Origin of the sequence: Bacillus sp. FSL K6-2819, from assembly GCF_038008305.1 — a bacterium.
Lineage (GTDB): Bacteria > Bacillota > Bacilli > Bacillales > Bacillaceae > Bacillus > Bacillus amyloliquefaciens.
Genome location: NZ_JBBOYV010000001.1, coordinates 3,576,823 through 3,598,643, shown reverse-complemented (window position 1 = coordinate 3,598,643; position 21,821 = coordinate 3,576,823). Strand labels below are relative to the sequence as shown.

The following is a 21,821-nucleotide window of genomic DNA, read 5'->3' as shown; positions in this document are numbered from 1 at the left end:
GTTTATAATGAGAGGTATGGTTTGTGAACAAAACAATACAAAATCGTTCTTATTATAGGATAGAAACAGATACATATAAGTAATAGAAAGGGAGTGTCCGACCTTGAGTATCAAACAATATTCTCAGGAACAGCTGAAGCAGATGGCTTTAGTTGAAATCGCTCACGAAATTTTCTCAGAACATAAAAAACCGGTTCCGTTCCAGGAGCTGCTGAATGAAATTATCTCCTTGCTCGGTGTTACGAAAGAGGAACTGGGTGACCGTATCGCCCAATTTTATACCGACCTCAACATTGACGGCCGCTTCATTGCTCTGTCAGACCAGACATGGGGGCTTCGCAGCTGGTATCCGTACGATCAGCTGGACGAAGAAACACAGCCGACTGTAAAAGCGAAAAAGAAAAAAGCGAAAAAAGCCGTTGAGGAAGATCTTGATCTTGACGAATTCGAGGAAGTTGATGAAGACGACATCGATCTCGATGAAATGGAAGAAGATATTGACCTTGACGCAGACAGCTTTGACGACGAAGATATCGATGAAGAAGATGACGACGAGCTTGAGATCGAAGACGATATGATTGAAGAAGATGAGGAAGAATATGATGATGAAGACGAGGATCGCAAAGACTGATCCCATATCAGCAAAACGATCTTGACTTTCATTGTCGAACTATGTAGTATGTATTTTGGGCTCTTCAAAAAGAAGAGAATTCATAAGAGTGCTACGCTCCCTTTCAAGAAATTGAAAGGGAGCTTTCTTATTTTCATCTCCCAAATTCTTTTACACATCATTTGTTTTTAGTGAAATGATTTTCTATAAAACGGCACATTTTAAAGAATGTAGCGCAGACCGAAGAGAGGAGCAAACGAAATGACGAAATACATTTTTGTAACCGGGGGAGTTGTATCTTCACTCGGAAAAGGAATTGTGGCAGCATCACTGGGCCGCCTTTTGAAAAACAGAGGCATGAGCGTCACTATCCAAAAATTTGACCCTTATATCAACGTTGACCCGGGAACGATGAGCCCGTATCAGCACGGTGAGGTATTCGTTACCGATGACGGTGCTGAGACTGACCTTGACTTAGGGCATTATGAGCGTTTCATTGACATTAATCTGAACAGATTCAGCAACGTGACGACCGGTAAAATCTACTCTGCCGTCTTGAAAAAAGAACGCCGCGGGGACTACCTCGGGGGAACGGTGCAGGTCATTCCGCATATCACAAATGAACTGAAAGACCGCGTTTACCGTGCCGGCAAAGAAACAAACGCGGATGTTGTCATTACTGAAATCGGCGGAACAGTCGGAGACATCGAATCTCTTCCGTTCCTGGAAGCCATCCGTCAAATGAAAAGCGACATCGGCCACGAAAACGTGATGTACATCCACTGTACGCTTGTGCCGTACATCAAAGCGGCGGGCGAGCTGAAAACAAAACCGACGCAGCACAGCGTAAAAGAGCTGAGAAGCCTAGGCATTCAGCCTAATATCATCGTCGTGCGCACAGAGATGCCGATTTCTCAAGATATGAAAGATAAAATCGCACTGTTCTGCGATATTGACACGAAAGCGGTTATCGAATGTGAAGATGCGGACAACCTTTACTCCATCCCGCTTAACCTTCAGGAGCAGGGACTCGATAAGCTTGTCTGCGATCATATGAAATTAGAGTGCAAAGAACCAGATATGACGGAATGGAAAGACCTTGTCACGAAAGTGAAAAACTTGTCTAAAACCATTACAATCAGTCTCGTCGGAAAATATGTCGAGCTTCAGGACGCTTACATTTCAGTCGTTGAATCACTCCGCCACGCGGGCTATGCGTTTGACGCCGATGTGAAGATCAAATGGATTAACGCTGAAGAAGTGACAGAAAGCAATATTCAAGAGCTGACAAGCGGCACAGACGGAATCATCGTGCCGGGCGGTTTCGGAGACCGCGGCGTAGAAGGAAAAATCATCGCCGCCAAGTATGCGCGTGAACAAAAAATTCCGTTCTTCGGCATCTGCCTCGGTATGCAGATTGCATCCATTGAATATGCCCGAAACGTATTAGGTCTGGAAGGGGCTCACTCTGCGGAGATCGATCCGTCTACTCCTTATCCGATCATCGACCTTCTTCCTGAACAAAAAGATGTCGAGGATCTTGGAGGAACGCTTCGTCTCGGACTGTACCCTTGTAAGCTTCAGGAAGACACGAAAGCTTTCGAAGCCTATGCGGATGAAGTGGTATACGAGCGCCACCGCCACCGTTATGAATTCAACAACGAATACAGACAGCAAATGGAAGAGAACGGTTTTGTGTTCTCAGGCACAAGCCCTGACGGCCGCCTTGTGGAAATCATCGAGCTGAAAGACCATCCTTGGTATGTCGCTTGCCAATTCCACCCTGAGTTCAAATCAAGACCGACAAGACCTCAGCCTTTATTCAAAGACTTTATCGGCGCTTCCGTACAAGCTGCAGAAGAGAAGTAATAAAAAAAAGACTTGCCTCCGTTAAGCGGCAAGTCTTTTTTCTGCATTAGGCATATTCCTGCATCATTTCCTTTAACGTAAAGGACAGTGCGTGATAGATATACAGGCCTGTCATTAATGAAGGAAACCCGTATCTTGTTCCGTCTTCATCGGGCAGAAGCGGCATTTTTAATTTGCTGTCAATATGAACATCGCAAAATTCCTCAATCCCGGTTTGGTCCTTGATGACGGGAGATACGCAGACGAGGCCGACGCCTTTTTCATAAAGCTTTTGAGCCAGCGCCTGTTCCTCAGCCGTGCCCGGACTCGAACAGAACATCAGCACTCTGTCGCTTTCTGTAATCGAATCAGCTGTATCCGGAAACGCTTTGACGGCAGGCATCGGTTCGGAGCCGAGTTCCGCCTCGCACAAAATGCCCTGCATCTCATTTGCGCCGTATAAATAAATGGAATGGCCGCTGACGGCTGCCTGCGCCAGCAGCCGCGCGCCGTCTTCTATTGCTTCGGATTCCTTATCCTGAATGCGGGAAAAAATGCCTGCAAGCTGCGTCGTAAAGATCTTTAACATGAGTGAAACCTCCTTTACACATACAAGAACAGTATACAACAAAAGAGAAAATGCTCAGAAAATGTCGGAAAGTAGACTATTATAATTAAAGGAAATGTGAAAATCAAACAGAATACATAAACAACTGCTTACTTTTGACGAAAATGATAATATTGGGGTGTAAAATGATGAATGAAAAGATTTTAATCGTAGATGACCAATACGGTATACGTATATTGCTCAATGAAGTGTTTCATAAAGAAGGGTACCAGACGTTTCAGGCTGCCAACGGCATTCAGGCGCTGGACATCGTAACGAAGGAACGGCCCGATCTCGTGCTTTTAGATATGAAAATCCCCGGCATGGACGGAATCGAAATTCTCAAACGAATGAAAATGATCGACGAATCCATTCGCGTTATTATTATGACCGCTTACGGAGAACTCGATATGATTAAGGAATCAAAAGAGCTCGGCGCGCTGACCCATTTTGCCAAACCTTTTGACATTGATGAGATCAGAGACGCAGTGAAAAAATATTTACCTCTAAAATCGAATTAATAAAATTAGAAACAATTATGTCATTGTGTTGCCGATTTGTCGAAAAGTTGGTATCCTAGAGATGGAGAAAAAGCGATCTGTTGTTTTACATATGACAGGTTTTTATGGTCATGCTATAGGGTGGAAAGCTTTTTTCGAGAAGAAGCAAATCAGGCTACATAAGGAGGACTTTCGACATGCCTTTAGTTTCAATGACGGAAATGTTGAATACAGCTAAAGAAAAAGGATATGCTGTTGGACAATTTAACTTAAATAACCTTGAGTTCACTCAAGCTATTTTACAAGCAGCACAAGAGGAAAAATCCCCGGTTATTCTTGGTGTTTCAGAAGGCGCGGGACGCTACATGGGCGGCTTCAAAACAGTGGTTGCCATGGTTAAAGCTCTTATGGAAGAATACAAAGTGACAGTACCTGTTGCCATTCACTTAGACCACGGTTCAAGCTTTGAATCTTGTGCGAAAGCGATTCATGCGGGTTTCACTTCTGTAATGATCGACGCATCTCACCATCCGTTTGAGGAAAACGTAGCAACTACAGCTAAAGTGGTTGAGCTTGCTCATTTCCACGGCGTTTCAGTTGAAGCTGAGCTCGGAACTGTCGGCGGACAGGAAGATGACGTTATCGCTGAAGGCGTAATCTATGCTGACCCTAAAGAGTGTCAAGAACTTGTAGAGCGCACTGGCATCGACTGCCTTGCACCTGCATTGGGTTCTGTTCACGGTCCTTACAAAGGCGAACCGAACCTTGGTTTCAAAGAAATGGAAGACATCGGCAAAACAACCGGCCTTCCGTTAGTACTTCATGGCGGTACAGGAATTCCGACTGCCGACATTAAAAAATCAATCTCACTTGGTACGGCTAAAATCAACGTAAACACTGAGAACCAAATTTCTTCTGCAAAAGCTGTCCGCGAAACATTGGCAGCTAAGCCGAACGAATACGATCCTCGTAAATATCTTGGACCTGCTCGTGAAGCGATCAAAGAAACGGTTATCGGCAAAATGCGTGAGTTCGGTTCTTCAAACCAAGCTTAATCCAAATGTAACACCCATAACCGCCTGACAGCTTTGACAGGCGGTTTTATGTCTTACCTTTAGAAAGCGCAATCATGTTTTACAGTTCTGAAAATTTATTACTGGGGAGGCTTTCCTTATGTTATTTTTCATTGATACAGCAAACATTGACGAGATTAAAGAAGCTTATGAACTTGGCGTTCTTGCCGGAGTTACGACAAACCCTAGTTTAGTGGCAAAAGAAGCTGACGTGTCTTTCCATGACAGACTGCGTGAGATTACGGAAGTCGTGAAAGGATCTGTAAGCGCGGAAGTCATTTCCCTGAACGCTGAAGAAATGATTGAAGAAGGTAAAGAACTTGCGAAAATCGCGCCGAATATCACGGTAAAAATTCCGATGACGTCTGAAGGATTAAAAGCCGTAAAAGCGCTGAGCGACCTGAACATTAAAACAAACGTGACGCTCATCTTCAGCGCCAACCAGGCGCTTTTGGCCGCCAGAGCCGGAGCGACTTATGTTTCTCCGTTCTTAGGCCGTCTGGATGATATCGGTCATAACGGTCTTGAACTGATTTCAGAAATAAGACAGATTTTTGACCTTCATGACATTGATACACAAATCATCGCAGCTTCCATCCGTCATGCGCAGCACGTGACTGAAGCCGCTTTACGCGGTGCCCATATCGGTACGATGCCGCTGAAAGTTATTCACCAGCTGACAAAGCACCCGTTAACGGATAAAGGCATCGAGCAATTCTTGGCAGACTGGAATAAATAAGGGCGAAAAGGGCGGCAAACCGGTTGCATCCGTTTGCCGCACCCTTATGTTTTCCTGTTTGACGGCGGGCCTTCAATATCAAAGTTCCCCGGAATGTAAACCCGGCGGGTCTCTGTGCATCCTATGTTAAAAATGCCCCGCAAAGCTTCGCTATTTTCTTCCTGTTATTTTATAATGTCCTTGTATTCTTTCTCTTCGAATTGGCTACATTTTGGACAAGAGCTTTATTTGCAGAGACAGAATAAAATGCCATTTTATTTACGCTCCGCAGCTATCTTCTTATGGAAGGAGACTATCATGGAAAAGTTGAATATTGCCGGCGGCGACCCGTTGAACGGAACCGTACATATCAGCGGCGCGAAAAACAGCGCCGTCGCATTGATACCCGCAACCATTCTGGCAAATTCCGAAGTAACGATTGAAGGGCTTCCGGAGATCTCAGATATTGAAACGCTGCGTGACCTGCTGAAAGAAATCGGCGGAAACGTCCATTTTGAAAAAGGAGAAATGGTCGTTGATCCTTCACCGATGATCAGCATGCCGCTTCCTAACGGCAAAGTGAAAAAACTCCGGGCTTCCTATTATTTAATGGGTGCGATGCTCGGGCGTTTCAAGCAGGCGGTCATCGGACTGCCGGGCGGATGCCATCTCGGGCCGCGGCCGATAGACCAGCACATAAAAGGGTTTGAGGCGCTTGGGGCAGAAGTCACCAATGAACAAGGCGCGATTTATCTGCGCGCCGAAAGGCTGAGAGGCGCACGGATTTATTTAGATGTCGTCAGCGTGGGAGCGACGATCAATATCATGCTTGCCGCTGTACTGGCTGAAGGAAAAACCGTGATAGAAAACGCCGCCAAGGAACCTGAGATTATTGATGTTGCCACATTGCTCACCAGCATGGGCGCAAAGATAAAAGGCGCCGGAACCAATGTGATCAGAATCGATGGCGTGAAAGAGCTGCACGGATGCAGGCATACCATCATCCCGGACAGAATTGAGGCGGGCACCTTTATGATCGCCGGCGCCGCGATGGGGAAAGAAGTCATTATTGATAATGTCATACCGACTCACCTGGAGTCTTTAACGGCAAAGCTCAGGGAAATGGGTTTTCACATTGAGACGAGTGATGATCAGCTGCTCATGCTCGGCGGGCAGAAGCAGATAAAACCGGTCGACGTGAAAACGCTTGTTTACCCGGGATTCCCGACTGACCTTCAGCAGCCGATGACATCTCTGTTAACGAGAGCGAGCGGCACGAGCGTCGTGACTGATACCATCTACTCGGCCAGATTTAAACATATTGATGAACTGAGACGGATGGGCGCCAACATGAAAGTGGAAGGCAGATCGGCTATTATCACCGGTCCGGCCGAGCTTCAGGGCGCAAAAGTAAAGGCGAGCGATCTGCGGGCGGGCGCTTGTCTGGTCGTAGCAGGGCTGATGGCTGACGGCGTAACCGAAATTACCGGTCTTGAGCATTTGGACCGCGGCTACAGCAATCTTGAGAAAAAACTCGAAGGTCTGGGCGCCACAATCTGGCGGCAAGGGCTGACGGACGAAGAAATAGAACAGCTGCAAAATTCATAGAAATGCGGACTTTTGAGAGGAGATCGTGTTGAAATGGAAAGAAGCTTATCAATGGAATTGGTTCGAGTTACTGAAGCGGCGGCTTTAGCATCTGCCAGATGGATGGGCCGCGGGAAAAAGGATGAAGCCGATGATGCGGCGACAAGCGCAATGCGTGACGTGTTTGACACGGTGCCGATGAAAGGCACGGTCGTGATCGGGGAAGGCGAGATGGACGAAGCGCCGATGCTTTACATCGGCGAAAAGCTCGGAAACGGATACGGCCCCCGCGTCGATGTCGCCGTCGATCCTCTTGAAGGCACAAACATCGTAGCCAGCGGCGGCTGGAATGCACTGACGGTGATCGCGGTCGCTGATCATGGAACACTGCTGAATGCTCCTGATATGTATATGGAAAAAATCGCGGTCGGACCTGAAGCGGTAGGCTGCATCGATATCGAAGCTCCTGTCATTGATAACTTAAAAGCTGTTGCGAAAGCGAAAAACAAAGACATTGAAGATGTCGTGGCGACCATTTTAAATCGTGACAGACATGAAAGAATCATCTCTGAATTGCGTGAGGCGGGCGCCAGGATCAAACTGATCAATGACGGTGATGTCGCGGGCGCCATCAATACGGCCTTTGACCATACGGGCGTAGACATTCTTTTCGGTTCAGGCGGGGCTCCTGAAGGCGTGCTGTCTGCCGTTGCGTTAAAAGCGCTCGGCGGAGAAATCATCGGCAGGCTTCGTCCGCAAAGTGCAGAAGAGCAAGCCCGCTGTGAGCGGATGGGCCTTGATGTGTCCAAAGTGCTCCGTTTGGAGGACCTTGTGAGAGGTGACGACGCCATTTTTGCCGCAACGGGCGTAACGGACGGAGAGCTTTTGAAAGGCGTTCAGTTCAAAGGCTCCGTCGGCACGACCGAAAGTCTGGTCATCCGGGCGAAATCAGGAACGGTCCGATTCGTTGACGGAAGGCACAGCCTGAAGAAGAAACCAAATCTTGTCATCCGGCCATAAATAGAGAAAAGCGGGACGGGAAGTCCCGCTTTTCTTTTGCAAAAAAGAGTCAACCCTATCATTTATATGTCAAAGCATTATTTAAGTTGAATAATTTTTTAAAATGAGGTAAAAATAAAGAGTGCTGCGATTTTTCTGTGTAATTCCTTCTTTTGAGTACTGGGAAATTTTCAAATTCTACCGCATACAGACGATATAAATATTGATCTTCTCAAGTTTTTGTCCTCGCTTCCTTCAAAACTCATTAAGACATTCCTTTTTTAAAAAAAGCGCCGATCATGGGTGGAAGTGTTACCGATAGAAGTTCCTGAACGTTTTATAAAAGAATGTGCTTTGGCGGAATCATGCAAAGCAGCCGATTTTGAATGAAAACAGCAATACATTGACTATGAAAAGCGTGGTGTTTTTATGAAAGACGTATCTATTTCCTCTTTGGAAAATATGAAATTAAAAGAACTATACGAACTGGCAAGACATTATAAAATCTCCTACTACAGCAAACTGACCAAAAAAGAATTAATCTTTGCGATACTGAAAGCCAACGCCGAGCAGGAGGATCTTCTGTTTATGGAAGGCGTGCTCGAAATCATCCAATCGGAAGGATTCGGCTTCCTCAGACCGATTAATTACTCGCCAAGCTCAGAAGACATCTACATTTCTGCTTCCCAGATCCGCCGCTTTGATTTAAGAAACGGTGACAAAGTATCCGGCAAGGTGCGCCCGCCGAAAGAAAACGAACGCTATTACGGACTTTTGCACGTTGAAGCGGTAAATGGTGATGATCCGGAATCTGCGAAAGAGCGCGTCCATTTTCCTGCGCTGACTCCGCTTTACCCGGATCGCCAAATGGTGCTCGAGACGAAACCGAATTATCTCTCAACACGAATTCTCGATATGATGGCTCCCGTCGGATTCGGCCAGCGCGGTCTGATCGTAGCGCCGCCGAAAGCCGGTAAAACTATGCTGTTAAAAGAAATCGCTAACAGCATTACGACAAATCAGCCTGACGCTGAATTGATCGTTCTCTTAATTGACGAAAGACCGGAAGAAGTAACGGATATTGAACGTTCCGTAGCGGGCGATGTCGTCAGCTCGACGTTCGATGAAGTGCCGGAAAATCACATCAAGGTAGCTGAGCTTGTGCTGGAACGGGCGATGCGTCTCGTTGAACACAAAAAAGACGTTATCATCCTGATGGACAGCATTACCCGTTTGGCGCGTGCCTACAACCTTGTCATCCCGCCTAGCGGACGTACGCTTTCCGGCGGTATTGACCCGGCTGCATTCCATCGTCCGAAGCGCTTTTTCGGAGCCGCGAGAAACATTGAAGAGGGCGGCAGCCTGACCATTTTGGCGACGGCGCTCGTAGACACGGGCTCCCGGATGGATGACGTCATCTATGAAGAATTTAAAGGAACGGGCAACATGGAGCTTCACCTTGACCGTTCTCTTGCGGAAAGACGGATTTTCCCGGCGATCGATATCCGCCGCTCAGGCACACGGAAGGAAGAACTGCTCGTGCCGAAAGAGCATCTTGACCGTTTATGGGCGATCCGCAAATCGATGTCTGATTCTCCGGACTTCGCAGAGAAGTTTATGAGAAAAATGAAAAAAACGAAAACGAATCAGGAATTCTTCGATCTGATCAACCAAGAATGGAAGCAGGCAAACCTTTCATCATCAGCCCGCCGCTGATAAAAAATGTATTTGCAAATGCAGTAAATGACTGATATAATTCTCTCATATGCGTTCCGGATTCAATCCGGAATAATAACTCTGTTTCCACACGGGATTCAGGGCGGAAGGAGATGGATACAATGAAAGCAGGAATTCATCCTAATTTCAAAAAAGCAACAGTTAAATGCGCTTGCGGAAATGAATTTGAAACAGGCTCAGTAAAAGAAGAGGTACGCGTTGAGATTTGCTCTGAATGCCACCCATTCTACACTGGACGTCAAAAATTCGCTTCTGCTGATGGTCGTGTTGATCGCTTTAACAAAAAATACGGTCTTAAGTAATAATAGATTTTACAGGCAGGCAAGAATTGCTTCTTGCCTGTTTTTTATGTCTATAAACAGGAAAAAAGGGGAGCGGATAGCCTATGTACATAATGAAGCAAAGCGGATGGCTTGAGCTGATATGCGGCAGCATGTTCTCTGGAAAGTCAGAAGAGCTGATCCGCAGAGTGAAAAGGGCGACATATGCGAAGCAGGAAGTCAAGGTGTTCAAACCTGCCATTGATAATCGCTACAGTGAGGAAGCCGTCGTTTCTCACAATGGCACATCCATGACAAGCCACGTCATCTCGTCCTCGGCTGAAATATGGGATCATATCAGTGAAAGCACGGACGTCATCGCGGTAGATGAAGTGCAGTTTTTCGGCGAATCAATCATTGATGATTTATCCATGCTTGCTGATAAAGGCTATCGTGTCATCGCGGCCGGACTTGATATGGATTTCCGGGGAGAGCCGTTCGGCGTTGTGCCGGACCTGATGGCGGTTGCCGAATCGGTAACGAAACTGCAGGCGGTCTGCTCTGTCTGCGGGTCACCGGCAAGCCGTACGCAGCGTTTAATTGACGGGAAGCCCGCTTCCTATGATGATCCGGTCATTTTAGTCGGCGCGTCGGAGTCATACGAAGCGAGATGCAGACATCATCACGAAGTCCCGAAAAAACAGACTGATAAATAACCCTTTTCATGAAAACATCGGAAAAAAATCCGGTGTTTTTTTATCGTTTTTTCAAAAATTGTAGTTAAATAATTTAAAAAAGAGTATGAAAAAATTAAGTAATTTTCATCTCTTGAATTTTCATTTTTACAGGCATAAAATGACTAAGTAATGTAAATAGTTATGAGACATTGTTCGAATAATTGTCAAAAAAAGATATAGCAGATCGCGATCGCACTAGCCAAAACGGGTAATTACTTAACTTTGTTAACTATTTGAAGAAAGAAGGAGATTTTCTTGAATAATATTAAAGTAACGAAGGAAGGCAACTTAGAAACTACTTTAAGAGGAAAAGAAGTTCTATCTATCCCTACTTTAAATAAAGGTGTTGCGTTTTCAGCAGAGGAAAGAAAAAGCCTTGGATTAGACGGGCTGCTTCCTCCGACAATTCTGTCTCTTGATGAGCAGGCAAAACGCGCATACGAGCAGTTTCAGGCTCAGCCGGACCGCCTTCGCCAAAACGTGTATTTGAACGATTTGCAAAACCGTAACGAAGTTCTTTTCTTTAAATTGCTTCAAAACCATCTTCGTGAAATGCTGCCGGTTGTTTACACACCGACTGTCGGTGAAGCGATTCAAGAATACAGCCATGAGTACAGAAGACCTCAAGGAATTTACCTTTCTATCGACAATGTGGAAGGAATTGAAGAAGCATTTGAAAATCTTCATGCCACTGCGGGCGATATTGATCTGATCGTTGCGACAGATTCAGAAAGCATCCTCGGAATCGGTGACTGGGGCGTAGGCGGTATCAACATCGCCATCGGTAAATTAGCCGTATACACAGCTGCTGCCGGTATTGACCCAAGCCGTGTTATTCCTGTTGTTCTTGACGTCGGTACAAACAACGAGAAACTTCTGAACGATCCTTTATACATCGGTAACCGCCATGAACGTATCCAAGGCGAACGTTACGAAGCTTTCATTGACGCTTATGTAAAAGCTGCGCTTAAATATTTCCCTAAAGCTCTTCTTCACTGGGAAGACCTTGGAAACAAAAACGCGCGCAATATCATGAAGAAATACAATCACGAAATTCTTACATTCAACGATGACATTCAAGGAACTGGTGCGATTACGCTTGCAGGTGTTCTTGCGGCTATGAAGAAAACAGGCGCGTCTATTAAAGATCAGCGTGTGGTTGTCTTCGGTGCGGGATCTGCCGGAATCGGAATCGCTGACCAAATCCGCGACACTATGGTGCTTGCCGGTCTTTCTGAAGAAGAAGCCAACAAAGCGTTCTACACAATGGACTACAGAGGCTTGCTGATTGAAGGCATGGAAAACATTCTTGATTTCCAACAGCCGTACCTGCGTACAGCTGAAGAAATTAAAGATTGGAAACGCGATGAAAATGGACAAATTCCTTTCATTGAAGTCATCCGTCAAGCGAAACCGACTATCTTAATCGGTACATCAGGCCAAAGCGGCGCATTCAGTGAAGAAATCGTGAAAGAAATGGCTAAACACGTTGAGCGTCCGGTCATCATGCCGATGTCTAACCCGACACCGCTTGCTGAAGCCGTTCCTAGCGATCTTTTCAAATGGACTGACGGTAAAGTGCTTGTGGCGACAGGAAGCCCGTTTGACAATGTCGAGTACAATGGCGTTTCTCATGAAATCGGACAATCTAACAACGCATTCGCGTTCCCTGGACTTGGTCTTGGTTCAATCGTTGTAGAAGCGAAAGTGATTACTCCTGCAATGTTTGCGGCAACTGCTGACGCAATCGCAGAAAGCGTTGATTTTGAAACACCGGGTGCAGGCCTTCTGCCGAGCATGAGCGACTTACAAGAAGTTTCAATTAAAGTTGCGATCGCCGTAGCGGAAACTGCAATTAAAGAAGGCGTGGCAAACCGCATTCCTGAAAATGTGGAACAAGCCGTTCTTGATGCAATGTGGAAACCGCAATATAAACAAGTTGTAGCTAAATAATTTGTACGATTAATTTTACAGTCCGAGGGAAAGCTTTTATCTAAAGGCTAAAGTATACGGACATTAAGGATTTGGAGGAGAACATTTTGAGCTTCTTAGATATTTTAATCCTCCTGGCACCGATCTTTTTCGTGATCGTGCTGGGTTGGTTCGCAGGTCGCTTCGGAAGTTATGACGCGAAGTCAGCAAAAGGGGTAAGCACCTTAGTTACGAAGTACGCGCTTCCGGCGCATTTTATCGCCAGCATTTTAACCACTTCAAGAAGTGCGTTTTTAACACAGATTCCTTTGATGATCGCTTTGATCATCGGGATCGTCGGATTCTATATCGTCATTTTGCTGGTATGCAAATTTATCTTTAAGTATGATTTAACGAATTCATCTGTCTTTTCTTTAAACTCAGCACAGCCGACATTTGCGTTTATGGGTATTCCTGTACTCGGAAGCTTGTTCGGCGCAAACGAAGTAGCGATTCCTATCGCCGTTACGGGTATCGTGGTTAACGCCATGCTTGATCCGCTTGCGATCATTATCGCTACTGTCGGTGAGTCATCTAAGAAACAGGACAATGAAAATGAAAGCTTCTGGAAAATGACTGGTAAGTCTATTCTTCACGGTCTTTCCGAACCGCTTGCGGCTGCACCGCTTATCAGTATCATTCTTGTGCTTTTCGGTGTAAGTCTTCCTGAGCTGGGCGACAAAATGCTTGAACAGCTCGGCAGCACAACATCAGGTGTTGCGCTCTTCGCCGTCGGTGTAACTGTCGGTATCCGCAACATTAAGCTCAGTCTGCCGGCTTTCGGTATCGCTTTGTTAAAAGTTGCCGTTCAGCCTGCACTGATGTACCTGATCGCTCTTGCAGTCGGACTTCCGGCTGACCAGATCACAAAAGCGGTATTGCTTGTTGCATTCCCTGGATCTGCGGTAGCGGCGATGATTGCCACACGTTTCGAAAAACAAGAGGAAGAAACTGCGTCTGCGTTCGTAATCAGTGCGATTTTATCTTTGATCTCACTGCCGATCATCATTGCGCTGACCGCATAATAAAAAGCTCCCTGTTTCAGGGAGCTTTTTTGATTAGAATTGAAATTTAAAAGGTGAAAATCTGGTTTTTTTTCTGGATTTCTTATGTTCTGAAGAAGCGGCTGTTTCTGAGAGGGGAGCTGTCTGGGCAAGTTCCTGGATGCGGGAGGCCAATGTCTGCAATTCGGCATTGAGGTCGTCGATTTCCCGCCTGTGCTGAAGAAGCTGATATGAGACCCCTTCATCCGCTTTTTGTTTCAGCTGGCGTTCCAGCTCTTCTATTCTTGAAAGCAGATGGTTCCCGTCCTGTTTCTCTTTCGTGAGAACATCCAGTTTGCGCTCCAGCTCCGCCAGCCTTTGTTCGGTGCCGCCATTGATTTTCGAGCGCTGCAAAATAAAGCCCGTCCGTTTTTTCGGCTGCCGGGGCACTTGAACGTCCAGAAGAGCAGTGCCTTCAGAAATTTGCTGCTTGACCGATTTCAGCACATCAAGATCCTCAGACGTAAAAGAATAATGTCCGAGCTCGTTCCGTTCAGCCGGAAGATTCAGCTGCTTGACCCACCTTTGCACCGTTTTTGCGGAGACGCCGAGTTCTTTCGCGGCCATGTTTGTATTCATGATCACATACCTCCTTTTTTGCTAGGTATTCGACCATGAGGCGGCGTTCCCTTCACATTAGACAAAACAAGAAGGAATTCGCCAAAGAAAGCGGCATTTCTTCAAAAAACGTTACGCTTCATACAATTCAAGCGGAAGCTTGTCGGGATCGAAGAAAAAGGTAAAGCGTTTCCCCGTCAGCGGATCGGTTCTGATCGGTTCTGTTTCGATGCCTTTTTCCTTTAATTCCCGGACTGCTGCTTCAAGATCGTTTACAGTGAAGGCAAGATGCCGGAGACCGGCGGCTTCAGGGCGGGTCGGCCGTTCGGGCGGATCGGGGAAGGAAAACAATTCAATCACATACGCGCCGTCCAGCGCCAGATCGAGTTTATAAGACCCGCGCTCCTTTCGGTATGTTTCTTTCATAATGCCGAAACCGAGTATCTCGGTGTAAAAAGCTTTCGACTTTTCATAATCAGAGCATATGATTGCTATATGGTGGATGGATTTCAGCATATCCGCTCCTCCTTTTTTGCTTCAGTATAACAGAGGCGAATTGCTTTTGACTGGCGATAAACCCTATACTATAATGAGAATGTTACGCACAGGAAAACAGAGGTGAAGACCGTGTTAGACCGTTTACAGTCAATTGAACAACGATACGAAAAATTAAATGAGCTTTTAAGTGATCCGGAAGTGGTCAACGATCCGAAAAAGCTTAGAGAATATTCGAAAGAGCAATCTGATATACAAGAAACCGTTGAAGTCTATAGACAATACAGAGACGCATCAGAACAGCTTGCCGATGCAAAAGCGATGCTTGAGGATAAGCTTGATGCCGATATGAGAGAAATGGTGAAGGAAGAAATCTCCGAATTGCAGAGAGAGACTGAAACCTTATCAGAGCGTTTGAAAGTGCTCCTCATCCCGAAAGACCCGAACGATGACAAAAACGTCATCATGGAGATCCGCGGCGCAGCGGGCGGAGAAGAAGCCGCGCTGTTTGCGGGAAATCTCTACAGAATGTACTCCCGTTATGCCGAAGTCCAAGGCTGGAAGACCGAAGTCATGGAAGCAAGCGTAACCGGAACGGGCGGTTACAAGGAAATTATCTTTATGATTACGGGAAAAGGCGCGTACTCCAAGCTGAAATATGAAAATGGGGCGCACCGCGTGCAGCGTGTACCGGAAACGGAATCAGGCGGCCGCATTCATACATCTACGGCGACGGTGGCGTGTCTTCCTGAAGCGGAAGAAGTAGAAGTGGACATCCACGAAAAAGATATCCGCGTTGATACATTCGCATCAAGCGGACCGGGCGGACAAAGCGTAAACACGACAATGTCGGCCGTGCGCCTGACGCATTTACCGACAGGTGTCGTCGTATCCTGCCAGGATGAAAAATCACAAATCAAAAACAAAGAAAAAGCGATGAAGGTGCTCCGCGCCAGAGTCTATGACAAATTCCAGCAGGAAGCTCAGGCTGAATACGATCAAAACCGTAAATCAGCCGTCGGCTCAGGCGACCGTTCCGAACGTATCCGCACATACAATTTCCCGCAAAACCGTGTGACGGATCACCGCATCGGCCTGACGATTCAAAAGCTGGATCAGATCCTGGAAGGCAAGCTTGATGAAGTGGTTGAAGCGCTAATCGTAGAAGACCAGTCAAGCAAGCTCCAGCAGGCGGAAAATTAAGATGAAGACCATTTTTGAAGCCCTAAGCTGGGCTTCTTCTTATTTAACTGAAGCGGGAAGAGAAAAAAACGCGGCCGAGCTGCTGCTGTTAAATGATACCGGAATGGATCGGAGCAAGCTTCTCGCAAATCTGCAGGAGCCCGTCGGCGAGGACGAGCTTTACCGATTCAGACGGCATGTGGAAATGCATAAAGAAGGCGTTCCGATTCAATATATTATCGGGAAAGAACAGTTTTACGGCAGGGAATTTTTTGTGAATGACGATGTTCTCATTCCGCGTCCGGAAACGGAAGAAGTCGTCTTTCATCTGCTGGACAAACAGAAACGGGTGTTTTCCGAGGGAGAACGCCTGAACGTCATTGATATCGGTACGGGGAGCGGAGCCATTGCGGTGACGCTTGCGCTTGAATGCGGGCATTTTTCAGTAGCGGCTTCGGATATTTCAAAAGAAGCGCTTCAAGTGGCGGAAAGAAATGCGCAAAACCTCGGAGCGGACGTGCGCTTTTTGCAGGGAGACCTGTTAACTCCTTTTATTTCGTCAGGAAAAAAAGCGGACATTATTGTTTCCAATCCGCCGTATATTTCTGAAGAAGAGATGGCTGATTTATCGGATATCGTCCGTTTCCATGAGCCGCTTCATGCCCTTACGGACGGCGGTGACGGTTTGAAATTCTACAAGCGGTTTATGGAGGACCTGCCTCTTGTCATGAAGGATAAGGCGCTTGTCGTCTTTGAAATCGGATATAATCAGGGAAAAGCCGTGGAAGACCTGTTCCGTCATTCCTTTCCGAATGCGGAAGTGGAAGTCGTAAAGGACATCAACGGAAAAGACAGAACCGTTTCGGCGGTCATCAAATCATGAAAAAAGCCTGCCGGTGACGTACACGGCGGGCTTTTGTTACAATGGAAAGAAAATGAAAGGGGATCCGCCTTGAAAAAAGCGTTTGCCTCCGGTTGTATACTTGCCGCCGCAGCTTATGCGGCAGGATTTGTTCTGCCGTTTGACTTTGATGTCATATTCGGTGCCGTTACGGCCGTTCTTATCATCACGGCGATCATTGTTTCCGGGCTGGCCGTAAGCGGAGCGGAGCAGCGGGCCAACTATCATTCTGAAACAAAAGAAGGACGGCACGCCCGTGTGAAGATGGCCGCCGTTTTCTTTTGCGCCGCTCTGTCTTCAGCCGTCTGTCTGCTGATTACGCTTCTGTAGCCGGGCTTTGTCTTTGCAGCAATACGGAATCCCACACCCAATAGACGATAGCCGTTAAAACCGCAAAGATATAAAAGGCTGAATTAGAAAACAAAGATTGGCCTGACGGCTGCAAAAGGCCGAAGATGAGCCCGTTTGCAACAAATGACGCCCCTAAATAATAAAGAAAATACACCGGGTGAAATCTCTTCGGCTTTTTATTCAGAAAGTATTGAAGCGGCAGCGCGAAAATTAAATAAGGAAACAAAAAATAAAACGCCATCGAAATGAAAGCCGCAATAATGAATTGATGAACGTACAAAATTGAATAAATGACCGACATACATGCCGCTGAGAGCAGCACGGTGTAATTATATTTCATCTGAAAACCCTCCTATCAAAATAATATCGTACCATATTCTGAGTCTGTCAATGCAGATTATCAGCTTGCTAGATTTTTTTCTTCCCGCCGGTTTAAACCTTTTCCGTCATGTCCATAATGAGACTAGACAAAAAAGCACGGAGAGGAACGGTGGGGACCGATGAAACAGACAATGATGATTTGCATATATATTTTTCTTTTATTATCAGGAGCGCTTGCGGGTTTGACAAAAGAAGAAACGGCACGGGCATCAGCGAATGAGCCCGTTGTCATACCGGATGAAGCGATCCGGCTTAGGATTTTGGCCAACAGTGATAACGATGAGGATCAAAAGCTCAAGCGCCAGATCAGAGATGCTGTAAACAAGGAAATCACGGGCTGGGTGAAAGATATCACTTCCATTGAAGAAGCGCGCCGCCTCATTCGTTCGAAGCTCCCTGAAATTAAAGAAATCGCCAAACAAACGATGAAAGAAAAGGGTGCACATCAATCCGTATCCGTTGCATTCAATAAAATCTCGTTTCCGACAAAGCTTTACGGCAATATGGTCTATCCGGCCGGAAAATATGAAGCGATTTTAATTACACTCGGTAATGGTGAAGGCGCCAACTGGTGGTGTGTCTTGTTTCCGCCGCTGTGCTTCCTTGATTTCTCAAACGGTGAAGCAGTGAAAGACCAGGAAGACGGCGGACAGAAGCACGAAGAAACGAAGAAACAGACAGAAAAAGTGATGGATGACGTAAAAGCAAAGGCTGATAAAGCGAAGAAAGAAAATAAGGATGACGATAAAACCGAAGTGAAGTTTTTCCTCGTCGATTGGATTTCAGATCTGTTTTCCTGAAGCAAAAAGGCATAAATCCGGATTCGATTCATAGATTGGAAGAAAGAGTTGATCGAAACGGAGGGAAATATATGTTTTATCAGCTGAGAGTGGCAAGAGATCAAGATACGGAAGCGCTGGAGGCTTTTTTGAAAAAGGCCGATACGGCACATGCTGAAATCGATCAGCAGATCAGCCGATTTATCATGCTGGAGGACAGTGAAAAAAAGATTGCCGCCTGTCTCGGGATCGAAAAATTCAGCGGCGGAAAAGGGCTTCTTCGTTCACTCGTCATGTCGGACAGGCTGAACCAAAGCCATATCGTGACGCTGTTTCAAAGTATGGATGTGCTGTGTAAAAAACATGAAATTCAAGATGTCTACTTAGTCGCCAACCAGCCCTCATCTGCTGAATTTCTGACTGTGATGGGATTTGAAACATGCGCCGATGTGCCTGATGAACTGTATACGTCCGAGCATTTCCGCAATTCGTTATGCACAGAGGGTTCGTTTTTAATGGTGAAAACCACCGCCTAACCTTACTTATACACAAAGTTATCCACTTATTGAAAAGTGTTGTCCACAGTTTGTGGATAACACTTGTTTTATTTAAGGACATCTTTTATACTTTCAAAAGGAATACACGAGAGAAAATAAAGTTTTACCGCTTTAAAATAAGGAGTTTGGTTATACATGAAAACAAGAAGATGGTTTGTGGATTCTTCCGCAGAATTATCCACAACTGATCCCCAGATTACACAAGCAGCGGAATTGCTCCGGCAGAATGAAGTTGTGGCTTTTCCGACAGAAACCGTTTACGGACTTGGCGCTAATGCTGAAAATACAGAAGCCGTAACGAAAATATATGAGGCGAAAGGAAGACCGAGCGATAATCCGCTGATCGTGCATATATCTGACATCGGCCAGCTTGATCGTTTTATCAGCCATGTTCCCGAGACGGCGAAAAAGCTCATGAAGCTTTTTTGGCCGGGAGCGCTGACTCTTGTCTTGCCGTGTAAGCCCGGGGTGCTGTCACCCCGTGTCACCGCGGGACTTGAGACGGTAGCTGTCAGAATGCCGGATCATCCGGTGGCGTTAGCCCTGATCAGCTCGGCCGGACTGCCGATCGCAGCCCCGAGCGCGAATTTATCAGGAAAACCTAGCCCGACGAAGGCCGAGCACGTGGCTCATGATTTAAACGGCCGCATTGCCGGTATTGTGGACGGCGGCGCGACGGGGATCGGAGTAGAATCAACCGTTCTTTCCTGTGCGGGGAAACAGCCTGTGCTGCTTCGCCCGGGCGGTGTGACAAAAGAGCAGATTGAATCTGCCGCCGGTCCGGTCCTTGTGGATAAAGGACTGACCGAAGAGGATGAGGTTCCTATTTCTCCCGGTATGAAATATACACATTACGCGCCTTCTGCGCCCCTGGCTGTTGCTGACGGCGGCGCCCGGAGAATTCAAGAGCTGGCGGACGAATATAAAAGGCGGGGAAAACGAATCGGCATCCTGACAACAGAAGAGAACGCCGATAGTTACCAGGCTGATTTTATTAAGGTCTGCGGCCGGCGCGCCGACCTTGAAACAGTGGCGTCCGCCTTATACGATGCGCTCCGCAGCTTTGATGAAGCGGAAGTGGATATGATTATTTCTGAATCCTTTCCGGATACCGGAGTGGGGCTCGCCGTTATGAACAGGCTGATGAAAGCCGCAGGCGGCACCGTTATCCATTAACTTGTTCTACCCCTTATCGGACATGCATAAGCTAAACAAGCGGGCACGTCCAAGGGGGTTTTTTATTTCATGTCGAATCTATTCATCGGGGAGCTTGTCTCCTTAAGCATCATGGCATTTGCTTTGGGGACGGATGCTTTTTCCGTCGGGCTCGGAATGGGCATGATTCAGATGAGGAAAAAACAGATTTTTCATATAGGGGTTGTCATCGGACTGTTTCATGTCATGATGCCGCTGGCAGGAATGGCGGCCGGGCATCTGCTGTCCGGTTTTCTGGGGATGCTCGCTGTTTACATCGGCGGGTCTCTTCTTTTCATTTTAGGGGTGCAAATGATCATCGCCGCGTTTAAACAATCAGACGGGCCGCTCATATCTCCGGCAGGCTCGGGACTGTTATTATTCGCGGTCGGTGTCAGTCTTGACAGCTTTTCTGTCGGGCTCAGCCTCGGAATGAACGGTTCCAATCCGATTCTGGCCGTTGTGCTGTTCGGAGCCTTCAGCACCGTTTTAACATGGGCGGGTCTTTTGGCGGGAAGAAAGGTGCAGTCGTGGCTCGGCTCTTACAGCGAAGCGCTCGGCGGAGCCATTTTGATCGGATTCGGGCTGAAACTGCTTTTACCGATATAAGATACGTAAAAAAAGAAACGAAGATGCCGTTTCTTTTTTCTTCATTTATAATAGGCAGTAAGAGGTGACGGATATGAAAATAATCTTTGTTTGTACAGGCAATACGTGCCGCAGTCCCATGGCTGAGGCTCTTTTTAAATCCATTGCAGTAACGAAAGGGCTGGACGTCAGCGCAAGCTCTGCCGGAGTATTCGCGTCTCCGCACGGAAAAGCGTCGGCACATGCCGTGGAAGCGCTGTTTGAAAAACGGATCGCTCTCAATCACACTTCATCTCCCTTATCGGAAGAACATATCGAGACGGCCGATCTGGTGCTGGCGATGACCGAACAGCATAAACAGCTGATCGAAAGCAGATATCAAAACAGTCAGGGCAAAGTATTTACCATTAAAGAATACGTAACGGGGACAAACGGAGATATCTCTGACCCGTTCGGCGGTTCGCTTGATGTTTATAAACAGACGCGGGACGAACTGGAGGAGCTGCTGACCCTTTTAGCTGATCAATTACTTGACGGCAAAAGCAAGTAACCTGTCAGAAAATCTGCAAACAGGTCATTTGCAAAACGAATGTGAAAGAGTAGAATGAAATCAACGGATTTCGTAAAAAAAGGACAAGCACACTGGGCTGTCTTCGCCCAGCCACACCTAGGAGGTAAATTGAATGAAAGTAGCTATTGCGTCAGATCACGGCGGCGTCCATATCCGCGAAGAAATAAAAAGTCTTTTAGATGAATTGCAGATTGAATACATTGATATGGGCTGTGAATGCGGCGGCGGCTCGGTCGATTATTCAGACTACGCTTTTCCGGTAGCGGAAAAAGTGGTGAGCGGCGAAGTTGACAGGGGAATTTTAATTTGCGGCACAGGCATCGGCATGAGCATTTCCGCTAACAAGGTAAAAGGAATACGCTGTGCGCTTGCGCATGACACTTTCAGCGCAAAAGCGACGCGAGAACACAATGATACGAATGTTCTTGCGATGGGAGAACGCGTTATCGGCCCGGGTCTGGCGCGCGAAATCGCAAAAATCTGGCTGACGACTGAATTTACGGGCGGCCGCCACGAACGGCGGATCGGCAAAATCGCAGATTACGAAGAAAAAAATCTGTAAGAGGTGCTGGAC

The 21,821-nt window shown here is 46.8% G+C and carries 25 protein-coding genes and 1 pseudogene; 22 read left to right on the top strand and 4 right to left on the bottom strand.

Features of this window, described 5'->3' with window-relative positions:
- Window positions 1-103 precede the first annotated feature (103 nt).
- Entirely contained in the window at window positions 104-631 is a 528-nt protein-coding gene (gene rpoE / locus MHH91_RS18825) for a DNA-directed RNA polymerase subunit delta (protein WP_013353935.1), read from the top strand.
- A gap of 240 nt (window positions 632-871) precedes the next feature.
- On the top strand, window positions 872-2,479 hold the full coding sequence (gene pyrG / locus MHH91_RS18820) for a glutamine hydrolyzing CTP synthase (RefSeq protein ID WP_013353934.1): 1,608 nt from the start codon (window positions 872-874) through the stop codon (window positions 2,477-2,479).
- A 46-nt stretch (window positions 2,480-2,525) separates the two neighbouring features.
- Here pyrG and MHH91_RS18815 read toward each other — a convergent pair whose 3' ends face one another.
- Window positions 2,526-3,047 (bottom strand): DUF2529 domain-containing protein, encoded by a 522-nt coding sequence (locus MHH91_RS18815; RefSeq protein ID WP_013353933.1) that lies wholly within the window; start codon window positions 3,045-3,047, stop codon window positions 2,526-2,528.
- Window positions 3,048-3,211: 164 nt separating this feature from the next.
- Between MHH91_RS18815 and spo0F the strand changes: the two genes are divergently transcribed.
- From spo0F to MHH91_RS18765, 11 genes and pseudogenes are all read left to right on the top strand, one after another.
- Window positions 3,212-3,586 carry a sporulation initiation phosphotransferase Spo0F gene (spo0F, locus tag MHH91_RS18810; protein ID WP_012118670.1) on the top strand — a complete coding sequence of 125 codons (375 nt, stop codon included), beginning with the start codon at window positions 3,212-3,214 and terminating at the stop codon, window positions 3,584-3,586.
- A gap of 176 nt (window positions 3,587-3,762) precedes the next feature.
- On the top strand, window positions 3,763-4,620 hold the full coding sequence (locus tag MHH91_RS18805) for a class II fructose-bisphosphate aldolase (RefSeq protein WP_013353932.1): 858 nt from the start codon (window positions 3,763-3,765) through the stop codon (window positions 4,618-4,620).
- 118 nt (window positions 4,621-4,738) lie between these two features.
- Window positions 4,739-5,377 (top strand): fructose-6-phosphate aldolase, encoded by a 639-nt coding sequence (gene fsa, locus MHH91_RS18800; protein WP_013353931.1) that lies wholly within the window; start codon window positions 4,739-4,741, stop codon window positions 5,375-5,377.
- 297 nt (window positions 5,378-5,674) lie between these two features.
- Window positions 5,675-6,964 (top strand): UDP-N-acetylglucosamine 1-carboxyvinyltransferase, encoded by a 1,290-nt coding sequence (locus tag MHH91_RS18795; protein WP_013353930.1) that lies wholly within the window; start codon window positions 5,675-5,677, stop codon window positions 6,962-6,964.
- A 33-nt stretch (window positions 6,965-6,997) separates the two neighbouring features.
- Window positions 6,998-7,963, top strand: a complete 966-nt coding sequence (gene glpX / locus MHH91_RS18790; protein WP_014471158.1) for a class II fructose-bisphosphatase — start codon at window positions 6,998-7,000, stop codon at window positions 7,961-7,963.
- 201 nt (window positions 7,964-8,164) lie between these two features.
- Window positions 8,165-8,332 (top strand): annotated as a pseudogene (locus MHH91_RS20870) (hypothetical protein).
- A gap of 39 nt (window positions 8,333-8,371) precedes the next feature.
- Window positions 8,372-9,658 (top strand): transcription termination factor Rho, encoded by a 1,287-nt coding sequence (gene rho / locus MHH91_RS18785; protein WP_003151107.1) that lies wholly within the window; start codon window positions 8,372-8,374, stop codon window positions 9,656-9,658.
- A gap of 122 nt (window positions 9,659-9,780) precedes the next feature.
- Window positions 9,781-9,981: a 50S ribosomal protein L31 gene (rpmE, locus tag MHH91_RS18780; RefSeq protein WP_003151132.1), complete on the top strand. Its 201-nt coding sequence runs from the start codon at window positions 9,781-9,783 to the stop codon at window positions 9,979-9,981.
- Between the two features lie 83 nt (window positions 9,982-10,064).
- Window positions 10,065-10,655: a thymidine kinase gene (locus tag MHH91_RS18775; RefSeq protein WP_014471156.1), complete on the top strand. Its 591-nt coding sequence runs from the start codon at window positions 10,065-10,067 to the stop codon at window positions 10,653-10,655.
- Between the two features lie 276 nt (window positions 10,656-10,931).
- Window positions 10,932-12,629, top strand: a complete 1,698-nt coding sequence (gene malS, locus MHH91_RS18770) for an oxaloacetate-decarboxylating malate dehydrogenase (protein ID WP_013353927.1) — start codon at window positions 10,932-10,934, stop codon at window positions 12,627-12,629.
- Between the two features lie 86 nt (window positions 12,630-12,715).
- Window positions 12,716-13,672: an AEC family transporter gene (locus MHH91_RS18765; RefSeq protein ID WP_013353926.1), complete on the top strand. Its 957-nt coding sequence runs from the start codon at window positions 12,716-12,718 to the stop codon at window positions 13,670-13,672.
- A gap of 33 nt (window positions 13,673-13,705) precedes the next feature.
- On the opposite strand, the gene racA is transcribed toward MHH91_RS18765, so the two are convergent.
- Entirely contained in the window at window positions 13,706-14,269 is a 564-nt protein-coding gene (racA, locus tag MHH91_RS18760; protein ID WP_013353925.1) for a chromosome-anchoring protein RacA, read from the bottom strand.
- Window positions 14,270-14,380: 111 nt separating this feature from the next.
- Entirely contained in the window at window positions 14,381-14,764 is a 384-nt protein-coding gene (gene gloA2 / locus MHH91_RS18755) for an SMU1112c/YaeR family gloxylase I-like metalloprotein (RefSeq protein WP_014471155.1), read from the bottom strand.
- A gap of 111 nt (window positions 14,765-14,875) precedes the next feature.
- On the opposite strand from gloA2, the gene prfA reads away from it, so the two are divergent.
- From prfA to MHH91_RS18740, 3 genes are all read left to right on the top strand, one after another.
- The gene (gene prfA, locus MHH91_RS18750) at window positions 14,876-15,946 is read left to right on the top strand and encodes a peptide chain release factor 1 (protein ID WP_014471154.1); all 1,071 of its coding nucleotides are present in this window, start codon (window positions 14,876-14,878) and stop codon (window positions 15,944-15,946) included.
- Window position 15,947: 1 nt separating this feature from the next.
- Window positions 15,948-16,808: a peptide chain release factor N(5)-glutamine methyltransferase gene (prmC, locus tag MHH91_RS18745; protein WP_014471153.1), complete on the top strand. Its 861-nt coding sequence runs from the start codon at window positions 15,948-15,950 to the stop codon at window positions 16,806-16,808.
- Between the two features lie 69 nt (window positions 16,809-16,877).
- Window positions 16,878-17,156: a DUF5316 family protein gene (locus MHH91_RS18740; RefSeq protein ID WP_014471152.1), complete on the top strand. Its 279-nt coding sequence runs from the start codon at window positions 16,878-16,880 to the stop codon at window positions 17,154-17,156.
- Here the strand turns inward: MHH91_RS18740 and MHH91_RS18735 are convergent.
- Complete coding sequence (locus MHH91_RS18735; RefSeq protein ID WP_013353920.1) at window positions 17,143-17,517, bottom strand: UPF0715 family protein; 375 nt, start codon at window positions 17,515-17,517, stop codon at window positions 17,143-17,145. The genes MHH91_RS18740 and MHH91_RS18735 overlap by 14 nt on opposite strands.
- Before the next feature lie 160 nt (window positions 17,518-17,677).
- On the opposite strand from MHH91_RS18735, the gene spoIIR reads away from it, so the two are divergent.
- The 6 genes from spoIIR (at window position 17,678) to rpiB (ending at window position 21,809) form a co-directional block, all read left to right on the top strand.
- Window positions 17,678-18,358 carry a stage II sporulation protein R gene (gene spoIIR / locus MHH91_RS18730; protein WP_014471150.1) on the top strand — a complete coding sequence of 227 codons (681 nt, stop codon included), beginning with the start codon at window positions 17,678-17,680 and terminating at the stop codon, window positions 18,356-18,358.
- 71 nt (window positions 18,359-18,429) lie between these two features.
- The gene (locus MHH91_RS18725; RefSeq protein ID WP_013353918.1) at window positions 18,430-18,873 is read left to right on the top strand and encodes a hypothetical protein; all 444 of its coding nucleotides are present in this window, start codon (window positions 18,430-18,432) and stop codon (window positions 18,871-18,873) included.
- A 156-nt stretch (window positions 18,874-19,029) separates the two neighbouring features.
- On the top strand, window positions 19,030-20,070 hold the full coding sequence (locus MHH91_RS18720) for an L-threonylcarbamoyladenylate synthase (RefSeq protein ID WP_014471149.1): 1,041 nt from the start codon (window positions 19,030-19,032) through the stop codon (window positions 20,068-20,070).
- Between the two features lie 69 nt (window positions 20,071-20,139).
- The gene (locus MHH91_RS18715) at window positions 20,140-20,697 is read left to right on the top strand and encodes a manganese efflux pump MntP (protein WP_013353916.1); all 558 of its coding nucleotides are present in this window, start codon (window positions 20,140-20,142) and stop codon (window positions 20,695-20,697) included.
- A 73-nt stretch (window positions 20,698-20,770) separates the two neighbouring features.
- Complete coding sequence (locus MHH91_RS18710; protein WP_013353915.1) at window positions 20,771-21,226, top strand: low molecular weight protein arginine phosphatase; 456 nt, start codon at window positions 20,771-20,773, stop codon at window positions 21,224-21,226.
- 133 nt (window positions 21,227-21,359) lie between these two features.
- Window positions 21,360-21,809: a ribose 5-phosphate isomerase B gene (rpiB, locus tag MHH91_RS18705; RefSeq protein WP_013353914.1), complete on the top strand. Its 450-nt coding sequence runs from the start codon at window positions 21,360-21,362 to the stop codon at window positions 21,807-21,809.
- Window positions 21,810-21,821 lie beyond the last annotated feature (12 nt).

Excerpts from the sequence above, each read along its gene's own strand:
- pyrG (WP_013353934.1), top strand. The coding sequence starts at position 872 with ATGACGAAATACATTTTTGTAACCGGGGGAGTTGTATCTTCACTCGGA.
- MHH91_RS18815 (WP_013353933.1), bottom strand. The coding sequence starts at position 3,047 with ATGTTAAAGATCTTTACGACGCAGCTTGCAGGCATTTTTTCCCGCATT.
- spo0F (WP_012118670.1), top strand. The coding sequence starts at position 3,212 with ATGATGAATGAAAAGATTTTAATCGTAGATGACCAATACGGTATACGT.
- MHH91_RS18805 (WP_013353932.1), top strand. The coding sequence starts at position 3,763 with ATGCCTTTAGTTTCAATGACGGAAATGTTGAATACAGCTAAAGAAAAA.
- fsa (WP_013353931.1), top strand. The coding sequence starts at position 4,739 with ATGTTATTTTTCATTGATACAGCAAACATTGACGAGATTAAAGAAGCT.
- MHH91_RS18795 (WP_013353930.1), top strand. The coding sequence starts at position 5,675 with ATGGAAAAGTTGAATATTGCCGGCGGCGACCCGTTGAACGGAACCGTA.
- glpX (WP_014471158.1), top strand. The coding sequence starts at position 6,998 with ATGGAAAGAAGCTTATCAATGGAATTGGTTCGAGTTACTGAAGCGGCG.
- rho (WP_003151107.1), top strand. The coding sequence starts at position 8,372 with ATGAAAGACGTATCTATTTCCTCTTTGGAAAATATGAAATTAAAAGAA.
- rpmE (WP_003151132.1), top strand. The coding sequence starts at position 9,781 with ATGAAAGCAGGAATTCATCCTAATTTCAAAAAAGCAACAGTTAAATGC.
- MHH91_RS18775 (WP_014471156.1), top strand. The coding sequence starts at position 10,065 with ATGTACATAATGAAGCAAAGCGGATGGCTTGAGCTGATATGCGGCAGC.
- racA (WP_013353925.1), bottom strand. The coding sequence starts at position 14,269 with ATGAATACAAACATGGCCGCGAAAGAACTCGGCGTCTCCGCAAAAACG.
- gloA2 (WP_014471155.1), bottom strand. The coding sequence starts at position 14,764 with ATGCTGAAATCCATCCACCATATAGCAATCATATGCTCTGATTATGAA.
- prmC (WP_014471153.1), top strand. The coding sequence starts at position 15,948 with ATGAAGACCATTTTTGAAGCCCTAAGCTGGGCTTCTTCTTATTTAACT.
- MHH91_RS18735 (WP_013353920.1), bottom strand. The coding sequence starts at position 17,517 with ATGAAATATAATTACACCGTGCTGCTCTCAGCGGCATGTATGTCGGTC.
- spoIIR (WP_014471150.1), top strand. The coding sequence starts at position 17,678 with ATGAAACAGACAATGATGATTTGCATATATATTTTTCTTTTATTATCA.
- MHH91_RS18725 (WP_013353918.1), top strand. The coding sequence starts at position 18,430 with ATGTTTTATCAGCTGAGAGTGGCAAGAGATCAAGATACGGAAGCGCTG.
- MHH91_RS18720 (WP_014471149.1), top strand. The coding sequence starts at position 19,030 with ATGAAAACAAGAAGATGGTTTGTGGATTCTTCCGCAGAATTATCCACA.
- MHH91_RS18715 (WP_013353916.1), top strand. The coding sequence starts at position 20,140 with ATGTCGAATCTATTCATCGGGGAGCTTGTCTCCTTAAGCATCATGGCA.
- MHH91_RS18710 (WP_013353915.1), top strand. The coding sequence starts at position 20,771 with ATGAAAATAATCTTTGTTTGTACAGGCAATACGTGCCGCAGTCCCATG.
- rpiB (WP_013353914.1), top strand. The coding sequence starts at position 21,360 with ATGAAAGTAGCTATTGCGTCAGATCACGGCGGCGTCCATATCCGCGAA.